Raw genomic sequence first — 13072 nt, forward strand, 5'->3', positions numbered from 1 at the left:
ATACAAGCTGGTGTGGATTCAAAAAAAAGGCACCCTGCCCTGCGGAGAGGGTGCCTCATATTATTTTTTGATGAGGTAAAGCGTAATTTCTTCCCGGTTGTGGAACAATTGCTTAGCCTTTTGAAGTCTAAATTCCGTAGATAGTCTCGAAATTACGTCTCGAATCGTTTGCAGCGGCTTGCGATGCATGAGCTTCACTGTAATAATAGCTGTTCCACCCTGCGTTAAAGCCGGTTCCAAATCAAGTACAAGCTTGCACATCATCATTGGACTCCAGCTCATATCGCATACGAGCAAATCAAAGGTTCCCGCTTCAAATTTCACTTCAGAAGCATTCCGCTTTAAATAGGTCAAGGTAGGATACGCCATCAGAGATGGATGAAGCTCGGCAGGGTCGATAGCGGTAACGCGAAGACCGCGCTCCAGCAAAAGCGATGTCCAGCCACCAGGTGCCGCTCCGATATCAATCGCATTCCGGTACTCCGCATAATTAAGACCAAATTCCCGCTCTGCCTCGAGCAGCTTGAATTTGGCGCGAGAGACTTGTCCTTCCTCACGCTGAAAACGCACCGCACCGCCTGGCCAATCCGAGAGCATCTCCGAAGGTGCTCCAAAGCCGACGTAAATCTGGTCAACCGCTGCATAGATCGCAATGATCACATCCGGCTGCTGGACGACCGGTTCAGCATCGAGTTCCTCTAATACAGCATCTAGTACCGCTTTCGTATCAGCTGCAGAATAGACAAATCCAGACTTTGGCGTTCTTCTAATATGAACAGCCACCCGTTTATTTTCAAAAGTCATTACGGCATTACGTACCATATCGGACAATTGCTCTAAATCGTTGGCATTACCGGTAATTTCAATTGTCCGGTCCACCGGCTGCAAATGCCTCAGAAAGATCGGTTCTTGCTGGCGAATTGCTTGAAGTGTCTCTTCCCGTTCAAGAGGACATGACATTAAGAACACTTCCCCAGCCGCCAATTGCGTAAATGCTACACCTTCAATCAATCTCCGAAGCTCTTCCATTGCATAAGGTGCATAAGTTTGATTAGCTGTTCCGATCCATTGACTCACTAGTATAAACCTCTTTCGTTTGTGAAATACCATAAAGTTACCTTATTGCCAATAAGGTATTTGCTTGCTGCCCCTAGATCCGATTGCACAACCATTCATTCGAATTAGATACATTTCGTGAAACTAAAACTGCAAAAACTGTTTTTCCCTAACAGCTTGGTCAGTTAGCCCTTTCAAGTAATCATTAGGCCCACGAAATGTAGCTAATAAAATCTTTCCAATGCAAGCGTGTCCCACAGGGACGGAAGCGTTCCTTGCACACATTGAAATTTCACGCATCTGTCTATGAAGCTAATAAAATCTCCATAATGCAAGCGTGTCCCACAAGGACGAAAGCGTTCCTTGCACACACATTTCTTTCTCGCATCTGTCTAGCTACTAAGTTAGTCCAGTTGCGGGTGTCCAGAGGGTGCAACCCTTGGGGCCCTCCCTTGGAAGGGAGGGTTTGGGAGGGTTTGGGTGGGTTCGAAAAGCCTTTAAAGGTTTGGTTGTAATCCTTTGAAGGTTTGGTAGTAAGCCTTTAAAGGTTTGGTAGTGATCCTTTGAAGGTTTGGTAGAAGCCCTATAAGGGTGCGGGTGTCTCCTACACCTTTTCGGCAATTTCATGTAACAGTGCGTCTGGCATCGGACCGTTATGTAACTTGGTCTCTGCTGGAGCGCTGAGCGAAAGCGTGTGGTACATTTGCATTCGTCCAGCGGCGCTTGAAGTGTGTAAATAAATATGTTTAGGGTAACGACCCGTTTCTACGATATGACGAACAACTTCGTAGCCCGTAGGTTGTGCCCAGCCTAGGTCGTAATCCAAGGACAATATTTCAATTTCACTGTGATCGAGCAGTTGCTTGCATTCTTCTGCGTTGCTTGCCAGCACGAAGCCCTTTGGACAGGTGCGGTAGTCATCCAAATAAACATGAATCATAAATGAATCCTCCGTTCAGCCTTCAGATTCGAAGCATGCTTTCTCACTACTCCTTTTGGCAGTCTGAACATACGAATGCTTTTCGTCCGGAGACATCAATTTTCGCAATTATGCCGCCGCAGCGCGGGCAAACCTCACCTTCACGGTCATAAACTTGAAAATGACCACGGTGCCCCCCCGTCAAGCTATCACCTACGGAAAATACATGCTCTCCCGCTCCGCCTGCTGAAATCGCTTCCTTTAACACTTTATGCATCGCTTCATATAGGCGTTCCCAGGTTTCACGCTCAAATACAGGGATTTTAGCGTCAGGGCGTAAGCCGGCTGCATAGCAAACTTCATCCGAGTAGGCCGCTCCGATACCGGAAAGAACATTTTGATCCATTAAAGCTGATTTTATCGCCCCGCGTTTTTTGGCAAAGCGCGAGATGAAACGATCAATAGTCAGCCGTTTGTCCAAAGCATCGTATCCGAAACGCCCAAGTTTTTCTTCGACTTCTCTTACTGTAAGCAGTTGAAGTTCATCCGATCGCAGGCCAACAAAATATAGCTCATTCTCGCCAAACTTTAACGTGACTTGAGCAGCTCGATCTGGTTTATCAGTTTCATTGCCCTTATACAAATAAGCCCCTTGCCCCAAGCGGAGCAATAGACGCTTGCCATTATCCAAATGAAACAACAGATGCAATCCCCGGCGTTCCACGAACCATAATACTTTCCCAATGACATCCCGCTGAATTTGATCTTCACTCGCTTGAAACGATTTCGCGCTTGATATCTCGATACCGGTAATTTGAGCTCCTGCGAATTGGTCCGCAATCAAAGCCCGATAGATATCCAGTTCCGGCAGTTCCTGCATGTAGTTTCTCTTCCTTCCTATGTTCTCCGTTGTAGCTTATATCTCTCTGTTGTCAGATATATACGAACGAAGCTTTTCTAAGTTTTCAATAACTGTTGTAGGCTTGCATCCCGCTTGCTCGATATAAAAATCCATATTATCAGCAGTCGTTAGACCAGTCAGAACAAGAATGGTACCACATCCTGCGTTTTCACCGAATGCAATATCTGTAGCCATATTGTCGCCAATAACCCACACTTCGTCTGCCTTTAAACCAATTTCTCTTAAAGAATAATCCATTAATATTGAAGAAGGTTTGCCAATCAATATCGGCTCCTTCCCCCCTGCTGCCTTCAGCATGGCACCAATGGAACCTGCTCCCGGAATAAGTCCGTCGCTGGATGGAAGCAGCAAATCAGGATTCGTCATAACAAAGGTTGCTCCGCTGTGGATGTAACGGACGGCTTTGGTTAAACGTTCATAGGTGAATGAACGGTCAATCCCTTGTAGTACAAAATCCGGCTGGTCTTCCGTAATAACCAAACCTGCATCCTGCACAGCCTTCCGGAGTCCTTCCTCCCCTACTACAAACACAGCCGCACCTGGATGAAGGGTGGAAATATGTTCAGCAGCTGCTTGCGCTGAGGTACAAACATCATCTGCTGCCGCGTCAATTCCCATTTGCAACAAGCGGTTCGCTACCTCTTTCGGTGTTGCTGATGAGTTGTTCGTTACAAAACGAAATGGCAGCTTGATTTCACGCAAATAAGCAATCAGCGCATCTGCGCCTTGAATACGATGTGTACCGTGATAAAGCGTTCCATCGAGATCAATGAGCAATCCGCGCATGGGTTGTTTGTTTTCTGTCATTGCTTTGATCCTCCCGAGCGTTATCGGCAATAACTGTCAAGTTGAGGCTCGGTATCTAGTTTCAATTAAATAGCGAACTCAACACATAGCCCATCAACGAATAGAATAACGCTTCTTCCCTATTTTGAGACTGCACGTTTATTGGATGTGTTTCTCCTGCTTGCGGCGCAGCCGGGTAATTCGGTTCCGCAGTGCTTCAAGCTCTGCCCGTTTCTTACTGTCTCGCTTTGTCAACATCGAATGAGTCATCGCCTGTTCAAATGCCTGATTCGCGTGCCCTAACGCCGATTCGAAATCTTTGACCTTATGCTCGTAATACATGGCAAGCTCAATACTAGCCTCATTGGCAGCCGAATTGTAATTCGAAGAAGAATGAATAATGGCCTTCTGCCACAATAACACAGCACGATCCCAATTTCCAGCCTTCTTATCACGCGCTGCGAGCATGAGCAACGTAGATGGCTTCGCATCATCTGCTTCTGTCGCCATATGAAAAAGTCGTTCGGAGAGTTTGTTTCTATCCATACGTTCCAGCCATAATCCCGTACGAACCATCTCCTCGGGCTCATCTGGCAGTGGGATATACTCTTCAATATTTCCGCTTAACAAATGGCCAAACCGAACGGCCAAGCAGGCTAACGAAAGCATATCCGTTTCATTATGTTGAAAAACGCCCTCAAGAGGTGATGGATCACCAGTAGCCAGATACTGAAAATAAAGCTGGGGAGCCAAAGAACCTGGCACATCATCCTTACGGTGAATGCCGAGTCGCTCCTCCTCCACATGACTAAGTCTGCATGAAACAAGCGTATTGCGCCAAATCGATCTGGCAGGATGCAAAAAATCCAGCTGCATCGGTTCCCATATTTTCCGGCTAAGCCCGTTCATAATAAATCGGTTTTGTACAAGCGGCCAATCAAACGTTTTGCCGTTGTAGGTTGCCAAGTAAGCATAATGCTGAAACTTCTCAGCCATATACACCAGCATCGCCCGCTCCTCGGCGGGATGTCTGATCAAGGTCTGTTCAATAACAAATTGCTCCTTCGACATATAGCCTATGCCAATCATGAACGGAACGTTACCCGCGCCTACGCCAAGTCCCGTTGTCTCAAGGTCAAGGAACAAAATCTGCTCAGCCGATATCAGATCGATAGGATGAAAAGCTGTTAGTCCGGCAGCAGCCTCACTCAGTTCCCCAAGAGAATGCAGGCCATGGCGAAAATCAACAGGATAAACAATCCTTCTCATAAGAAAGCTACCCTCTTCGTTTCGGTGTAGCTTGACACCAAAGGTTTCCCAAACCGGTGAAAGCTGCTCTTCCTCTGGCTCTTCCAAAACAGAAGCTGTTGCTTCCATGCTTGAAGGAATTGGTTCCAGAGTGGCCTTATCCTTGTCTCCACTTTCCCCTCTTAATCGGTTCATTCTATCGCGCATACCGCTCATCGAATACCCTCCGCTTCATTCAGCAGCTCCAATGCCTGCTGCTTGCCCAGCAGTCCAACCTCTTCGATTGGGCCCACGCAGGCTGGACAGCCGCTTAAGCAGGAACAGCCCCGAATTAAGGATTTAGCTTGCCGAATAAGATCGTCATGGACCTCAAACAATCGTTCACTAAGCCCAATGCCGCCTGGGTATCGATCATAGAAATAGATGGTTGGCTTCTGCGTGTGAACGGCTTTGACCTGAGGCACTACTCTTATATCAAAGGGATCGCACATTAAATAGAGAGGTGCAATATGAACGAGCACGTTCGCAATGCCAAGCAAGGCAAACTGCATTTCGTTCTTGCTTTTGCGCGCGGCTGCTTCCTCACTGAAGGAGAACCAGTAGCCGCTCGTATGCAGCTCTTCTTCAGGCAAATGAATCGGACCTGAGCCAATATTTTCGTGGGTGCGCAGCTTTATTTTTTTGAAAATAGTTGGCTTCGCATTGACCGTGAGCTCGCCGTATTGCCGAATAAGATCACCAGACTCACGTTCCTTATCTACATACAGCACCTTAAGCTCTACTGCCAAATTTGCATCTGTATAATAATCTACGCTAACCTCTCGAACATACGCTTTTTTCTCCGGATAGTCCAGCTTCTCAACCTGATACTGCACACCTTCATGAATATAGATCGCTTCTTCATGAATCAGAGTCGGAGCGCTAAAGCGGTCGACCTCTCCAAGCACTCGACTGCCGCTAGTATTGTCTATAATTACAAAGTTCTCCTGTGCTGCTGAACGAAGTGAAATATTATGGGCGGGAAAGGATTGCTCCATCCAAAACCAACGATTGCCGGCTTTGTGAAGTACCTTCTCCTCCACCAAAAATTCCATCATGTCTGCGAGCGACTCTGAACCGAATGTATCGCCAACCTCAAAGGGCAGCTCGTAAGCCGCACATTTCACATGATCAATTAGCACAAGCAAATTATCAGGATGGATTAACGCCCGCTCCGGCGGCCGATTAAAGAAAAAGTCCGGATTTTGAATCATGTATTGATCCAAAGGGTTGCTGCTGGCGACCATAAAAGTAATCGAGCTCTCTTGTCTTCTTCCAGCTCGTCCGGATTGCTGCCAAGTGCTCGCAATTGTACCCGGGTATCCATTCAGCACACAGGCTTGAAGCTGACCGATATCAATGCCGAGCTCCAGCGCATTCGTACTGACAACTCCGCGTATTTCCCCTGACCGCAGGCCGCGCTCAATCTCCCTGCGCAGCTTAGGCAAATAGCCGCCGCGATAGCCCCGAATCGATTTGTCATTAATTTTGTCACGGATCAGCTCCTGCAAATAAGTAAGCAGCAGCTCGACACGAACCCGGCTGCGAGCGAATACGATCGTCTGTACGCCTTGTTTAAGCAGCAAGCCAGCGAGCTTCCGTGTTTCCAGCACACTGCTGCGACGGATACCAAGCTGCTTGTTGACAACAGGCGGATTGTAGAAGACAAAATGCTTCTCCCCCATCGGCGCTCCGTTATTGTCAACGAGACTGACCTTCTCCCCAATGAGACGCTCTGCATGCTCCTGCGGATTATCAATCGTTGCGGAAGCGCAAATAAACTGCGGGTTGGATCCATAAAATTTACAAATTCGTTTCAAACGCCGAATCACATTCGCAACATGGCTTCCGAATACGCCTCGATAAGCATGTACCTCATCGATAACGATAAATTTTATATTTTCAAACAGCTTGACCCATTTGGTATGATGCGGCAAAATCGCCGAGTGCAGCATATCGGGATTCGTAACGACAATATGGCCAGCATTTCTAATTGCCGTTCGTACGGTAGGCGGCGTATCTCCGTCATACGTATGCGTTTTGATGCCAACATCCATTAAATCGGCGAGTGCTTGAAGTTCCGCCACTTGATCCTGCGCGAGTGCCTTTGTCGGGAACAAATAGAGCGCTCTTCCCTCCTCGTTTTCTAACAAGGATTGCATGACCGGCAAATTGTAGCAAAGCGTCTTTCCAGAAGCTGTCGGGGTTACCGCTACGACATGATGTCCCGCCCGCGCCGCCCGGTAGGCTTCCGCCTGATGCGTATATAATTCGCTGATTCCTCGGGAACGCAGCGCTTCCTTCCATGCATGGTGCAGTCCGTCAGGCAGCGGTGCGGTTCGCGCCTCACGTGGAGCAAGGGTTCTCCAGTGCGTCACATTGTCCATAATCTCGGTATTTTGCCGCACCTGCTCCAACCACTCCTCCAAGCCGGAGGTTTTACCCGTAAACCGGTTCATGACCGTCCCACTCCCATCAAACATTTGTTTGTTTATTTTCATTTTACAGAATACATGTTCGTGCTGCAATTTTAATTTGCTAAAAATCCCGCAATGCTGCGAATTGACAGCTAATTAGGGAAACGTTATAGTAATTTCAGCTTCATTATTTAGAAGATTGTCTAAGTATCTAATTCCTTTATAGGTGAACTTGGAAAGGATGGGTTAAATGACCATCAACTTTGCTTTCAAAGCACTATCCGATCCCACTAGACGCATCATTTTGGATTTACTAAGAGAACGTGACCTGACCGCTGGAGAAATTGCCGAACACTTTCAGATGACCAAACCGAGCATCTCCCACCATCTCAATATATTGAAGCAAGCGGAACTCGTTATCGATCAACGCAACGGGCAGCACATTTGTTATTCGCTCAAGACCAGCGTGTTCCAGGATATAACGAACTGGATCGTCTCCTTTCAGCAGATTAAAACCGAAAGGCAGGAAAGGCATGAAAGCTAGCCTATTATCTTGGACCTTCATTGCGCTCGCCATAGCGGCGAGTATCATCAGCTATCCCGATCTTCCTGAACAAATGGCTATTCACTGGAATATGAGTAATGAAATTGACGGACTAGCGCACAAAGCCTTTGCTCTACTTCTGCTTCCTGCACTTATGGTCATATTGATTGTGGTTCTTCCCAGAAAACAAAACTATTTAAAACACAAAAAAGCAATGATGATTATGCAAAATGTTATTCTTTTTTCCCTTCTTGTCTTGCATAGCATGACCATTGCTTTCGGTTACGGAGTGGAAATCAACATCGTTAAGATTGTGCTGCCCATGGTTGGCATTCTACTTGCAGTAACTGGGATATACATGCCGCGATTCGAGCCAAACAGCTACATTGGCATCAAAACAAACCAAACGCTCTCAAGCGAGGCCATATGGATAAAAACACATCAAGGAGCCGCGAAGTTTTTTGTCATAGGCGGGTTAATCATGATCCCCGCGGGTTTCCTGCCCACTCCATTGCCAATGATCGGTTTTTTCACTATCATTGTCATCATTGTTCTCGCTTCTGCTTTTCTAGCATTTCATTATGGCAAGGACAACAAATAATCAACAAAAAAACGCGGGGGAAACAGTCCCTCGCGTTTTTTTGTTCAAATTACATTCTTACCCTCTGCGTTTAACTTCCACATTGAGCAGATCCGTAGCAGCGATAACATTCGGAAAATGGGCAGCTGCCTCAGCTTCTAATTGACTTAAATCCTCGTTACTGTATCGTCCGCTAAAATGGGTCATCACAAGCTGCAGCGTTCCGGCTTGAGCAGCGGTTTGTGCTGCTTCGGCCGTGGTGCAATGACCGAACTCATGGGCCTTCTCCTCCATTCCAGCGGCGAAGGTTGCTTCGTGAACAAGCAAATCAGCTCCCATCGCCAGACGCAGCGCGTTCCCGCATGGCTTCGTATCTCCAAGTATTGTGATTACTCTGCCAATATGCGCGGGTCCTGTCACATCTTCAGGCTGTATTATGACGCCAGAAGGCGACGTAATGGCATGCCCCTTCTTAACCTTACCATATAACGGACCAGCCTCTACGCCAAGCTCCTTCAGCTTATGAACGAGCAGCTTTCCAGGTTGGTCCTTCTCAGTGACACGGTAACCGAAGCTGACTACGCGATGATCGAGCATTGCTACCTCAACCTGAAAGCAATCATCCTCAAAAATAATGCCTTCATCGCCCGTCAATTCATGAATAACCAGCTCATAATCAAGGCGAGTAGCGCTTACATCAAAAATCGTTTCGATATACGATTTGATCCCTACGGGTCCGTATAGCTGAACAGGCGTAACGCCACCGTCAAACGAACGGCTGCTTAACAAACCAGGCAAGCCATAAATGTGATCGCCATGCAAATGAGTAATAAACACAACCTCCAGCTTGTTAAGCTTCAGTGGCGTGTGCATGATCTGGTGCTGAGTAGCCTCCCCTGCATCAAAAAGCCACCAATTGCAATCCGGTTCAGGCAGCTTCAGTGCCACAGCCGTTACATTCCTATACTTGGAAGGCCTTCCGGCCCCAGTACCCAAAAACCACATTTTCATGTTCTGATTCACCTCATCCTATCAGCACTTGCAATTGCCCATTTGAAACGAAGAGCCCTCTCAAGCTCGGTAATCCGAACGCTCAAGGGCTCCTTTTCATTATAACCTATAGCTTCTCTACGTTAAAATATTGTGCTTCTGGATGCGCAAATACCATCGCGGATACAGAGGCTTCTGGTTCCATCATACAACCTTCAGTCAGCTCAACGCCAATGTCCTGAGGTCTCATTAGGTCGAACAGAGGCTCTTGATCCTCTAGATTTGGACATGCTGGATAACCGAACGATACGCGAATGCCTTGATAACGGGCGCCATGACGCTGTTTCATTGTCATCTCAGCAGGGTCGGGGTAACCGCTAATATCTCGCATAATATGATGTACGCGCTCAGCCATCCCTTCGGCAACCTCGAGTGCCACAGACTGCAGGGCGTGGGACCGCAAGTAATCGCCGTTGTCCTTCCATTCATTTGCAAGCTCTCGAATGCCGTGACCTGCGGTCACAACGAGGAAGCCCACATAATCCATTACGCCGCTATCGACGGATTTCAAGAAATCAGACAAACAAAGATAAGGCTCAACCTGCTGGCGCGGGAACGTAAACCGTTTGATTTCTTGGCGCGGCTCAACCGGATTGTAAATAATAACATCATTGCCCGAGGATTGCGCCGGGAAGAAACGGTACATGCCGTGCGTCTTAATGATGCCATTTAAAGTTCCCTGTTTCAGAATCTCATCAACTGTTTCCTTGAGGTGTACCGCCTTTTCATTGCCTTCCTTAAGCAAATTATCAACATTTCCCTTTAAGCCAAGATGATGGCCGAGCAGCATCTGCATATTTACATATGGAATGACATGCGGAAGCGGAACATCACGCAGAATATGGCGATCCAAATCTGGCGGCGTAAACACCGGCGCATCTGGCGAAATTTTCGAACGAACAGCTCGTGTCAATTCCGGCAGAGGCTTTTTCACTTCTTCTTCCAGTCCCCCGGATGCCTTGTACGCAGCCATTTCTTCCTCAAGTCGGTTGCGATGCTCAGGGTCCATCAGCTTGTTCGCGATGTCCAGACCATCCATAGCATCCTTCGCATAGAGAACAAGACCGTCATACTCAGGACCGATTCTGGTTTTCGTGAATTTTCTCGTAAGTGCCGCGCCGCCAACAAGGATGGGAGCGTCTATGCCGGCGTTACGTAAATCTTGTGCCGTAATGACCATTTGCTGAGCGGATTTTACAAGCAAGCCTGAAAGCCCGATCGCATCGACCTTCTCTTTCCGGTAAGCTTCAATAAGCTGCTCTGGCGGAACCTTTATGCCTAGATTAATGATCTTATAGCCGTTGTTTGACAAAATAATTTCAACTAGGTTTTTGCCAATATCATGCACATCGCCCTTAACCGTCGCCAAAATAATTTTGCCTTTTACGGACGATTCATTTTTTTCCATAAACGATTCCAAATAGGTTACAGATGCTTTCATGACCTCTGCGCTCTGAAGTACCTCCGCTACGATCAACTCGTTACCGTTGAACAAGCGGCCAACTTCCTCCATTCCACGCATTAGCGGTCCATTGATGACTTCCATTGCCGAATACTTTTTGAGAGCCTCATCAAGATCAGGAATTAGTCCTTCCTTGGTTCCCTCAACTACATAAGAGCCAAGTCGTTCTTCGAGGGACAAGTTCGAGATCTTCTCTTTCTTCTCTACCTTTTTATCCCGGAAAGCAGCAACGAATGCAGCTAAAGTTTCATCGGTCGTATTATAGATCAGCTCTTCAGCCAAACGCCGCTCTTCATCTGGAATAGACGCATAACGCTCTAGTTTCTCCGTATTCACAATGGCGTAATCTAGACCAGCTTTCGTAGCATGGTACAAATAAACGGAATTCAGCACCTCACGGCCAGCGTCAGGTAACCCGAAAGAAATGTTACTTAAACCCAGAATGGTCTTAGCTAGTGGATATTTTTCCTTAATCATCCGGATGCCCTCAAGCGTCTCTACAGCTGAACCGATATATTGCGGGTCGCCCGAGCCAACAGGGAACATGTTCGGATCAAAAATAATATCCTCAGGATTCATCTTGTATTTTTGAGTCAAAAGGTTATAGGAACGTTCTGCTACTTCCATTTTCGCGTGACGAGTAACCGCTTGGCCGCGTTCATCGATAAGAATCATAACAACGGCAGCACCATAGCGGTGGATCAGTGGCAAAATCTGCTCGAATTTTGATTCGCCATCCTCAAGGTTAATGGAGTTAATGATCGCTTTTCCTTGTGAATATTTCAAGCCAAGCTCGATAATATGATCGTAGGTGGAATCGAGCATCAAGGGTGCTTTAATTTTTTTTACGACCTGTGGCAGGAATTGGTGCACCGCATAAGCCTCGTCAATATCCGTATCCTGTAGATTGATGTCGATGACATGGGCTCCGCCCTTCACCTGTGCGCGTGCAATTTCTGACGCTTCATCAAATTTCTCTTCTTTCAAAAGACGCTTAAATTTACGGGATCCTGAAATATTGGTACGCTCTCCAATCATAATTGGACGATTTTCCGGCTCAATAAATACTGTTTCGATTCCGGAAACAGCGTTCGGATGCGTACCCATTTTTGTGCGGGGCGCATATTTAGACATCGTTTCACCCATAACACGGATATGTTCTGGAGTCGTACCACAACAGCCGCCAGCAATGTTAAGCCAGCCCTGCTCGGCAAAAGCCGACATTTTCTTCGCCAGCGACTCAGGCGATTCATGATAATGACCATTTTCATCCGGCAAACCCGCATTCGGGTAACAGCTAATCGCTGCATTGGCAATTTCGCTAAGCGTCCGCAGGTGATCCCTCATAAACTCAGGTCCCGTTGCACAGTTCAAGCCAATGGAAATCGGCTTCAAATGTTCCAAGGAAATATAAAAAGATTCGATGGTTTGTCCAGCTAGCGTTGTACCCATCGGCTCAATCGTACCGGAAATCATGATGGGCAGCTCTTTGCCAAGTTTATCAAAAGCGTTTCGAATGCCGATGCTTCCCGCTTTAACATTCAGTGTATCCTGTGAAGTTTCAAGCAGAAGTGCATCAACGTCAGCTTCTATTAATGCAAGTGCTTGCTCATAATAGCTCTCAACAAGCTCGTCGAAAGTTACCCCTCCTGTAACGGATAAGGTTTTTGTCGTTGGGCCTAATGCTCCAGCAACATAGCGAGGCTTGTCTGGAGTACTGTATTTGTCACAAGCATCGCGAGCCAGCTTGGCTGCTGCCAAATTTATTTCTCTCGCTTTTTCAGGTATATCATAATCGGCTAAGACGACACTGGTAGCGCCAAACGTATTCGTTTCCAAAATATCCGCGCCAGCTTCCAGATATTGTTCATGAATTAATTGTATAACATCAGGACGAGTCAGCACGAGCATTTCATTACAGCCGTCCAGCTCCGGTCCGCCAAAATCATCTTCATTCAAATCCGCTTGTTGAATCATCGTACCCATCGCGCCGTCCAAAATGAGTATGCGCTCTTGAAGCATTTGTTGTATGGTCGGTTTCGACAATTT

Annotated in this window: 10 protein-coding genes; 2 read left to right on the forward strand and 8 right to left on the reverse strand. The window is 47.0% G+C overall.

What is annotated here, in order from left to right:
- Positions 1–60 precede the first annotated feature (60 nt).
- The 6 genes from E0496_RS09410 to E0496_RS09435 form a co-directional block, all read right to left on the reverse strand.
- Positions 61–1077 carry a 23S rRNA (cytidine(2498)-2'-O)-methyltransferase RlmM gene (locus tag E0496_RS09410; RefSeq protein WP_241674662.1) on the reverse strand — a complete coding sequence of 339 codons (1017 nt, stop codon included), beginning with the start codon at positions 1075–1077 and terminating at the stop codon, positions 61–63.
- Between the two features lie 583 nt (positions 1078–1660).
- Entirely contained in the window at positions 1661–1996 is a 336-nt protein-coding gene (locus tag E0496_RS09415; protein WP_141501318.1) for a cyclic-phosphate processing receiver domain-containing protein, read from the reverse strand.
- Between the two features lie 46 nt (positions 1997–2042).
- Entirely contained in the window at positions 2043–2855 is an 813-nt protein-coding gene (locus E0496_RS09420; RefSeq protein ID WP_141501319.1) for an Fpg/Nei family DNA glycosylase, read from the reverse strand.
- A gap of 36 nt (positions 2856–2891) precedes the next feature.
- Positions 2892–3704, reverse strand: a complete 813-nt coding sequence (locus tag E0496_RS09425) for a TIGR01457 family HAD-type hydrolase (RefSeq protein WP_175598032.1) — start codon at positions 3702–3704, stop codon at positions 2892–2894.
- A 138-nt stretch (positions 3705–3842) separates the two neighbouring features.
- Positions 3843–5147: a ribonuclease H-like domain-containing protein gene (locus E0496_RS09430; protein WP_141501320.1), complete on the reverse strand. Its 1305-nt coding sequence runs from the start codon at positions 5145–5147 to the stop codon at positions 3843–3845.
- Positions 5144–7429 (reverse strand): DEAD/DEAH box helicase, encoded by a 2286-nt coding sequence (locus tag E0496_RS09435; protein WP_141501321.1) that lies wholly within the window; start codon positions 7427–7429, stop codon positions 5144–5146. The genes E0496_RS09430 and E0496_RS09435 overlap by 4 nt, the downstream gene beginning before the upstream one ends.
- 208 nt (positions 7430–7637) lie before the next feature.
- On the opposite strand from E0496_RS09435, the gene E0496_RS09440 reads away from it, so the two are divergent.
- Positions 7638–7931, forward strand: a complete 294-nt coding sequence (locus E0496_RS09440; RefSeq protein ID WP_141501322.1) for an autorepressor SdpR family transcription factor — start codon at positions 7638–7640, stop codon at positions 7929–7931.
- Positions 7921–8532: an SdpI family protein gene (locus E0496_RS09445; protein ID WP_141501323.1), complete on the forward strand. Its 612-nt coding sequence runs from the start codon at positions 7921–7923 to the stop codon at positions 8530–8532. The genes E0496_RS09440 and E0496_RS09445 overlap by 11 nt, the downstream gene beginning before the upstream one ends.
- Before the next feature lie 57 nt (positions 8533–8589).
- On the opposite strand, the gene rnz is transcribed toward E0496_RS09445, so the two are convergent.
- A complete protein-coding gene (rnz, locus tag E0496_RS09450; RefSeq protein ID WP_141501324.1) occupies positions 8590–9522 on the reverse strand; it encodes a ribonuclease Z in 933 nt (310 codons plus the stop codon).
- A 106-nt stretch (positions 9523–9628) separates the two neighbouring features.
- On the reverse strand, positions 9629–13069 hold the full coding sequence (gene metH / locus E0496_RS09455; RefSeq protein ID WP_141501325.1) for a methionine synthase: 3441 nt from the start codon (positions 13067–13069) through the stop codon (positions 9629–9631).
- Positions 13070–13072 lie beyond the last annotated feature (3 nt).

The sequence above is a fragment of the Paenibacillus luteus genome (assembly GCF_006542765.1).
Taxonomy (GTDB): domain Bacteria; phylum Bacillota; class Bacilli; order Paenibacillales; family Paenibacillaceae; genus Pristimantibacillus; species Pristimantibacillus luteus.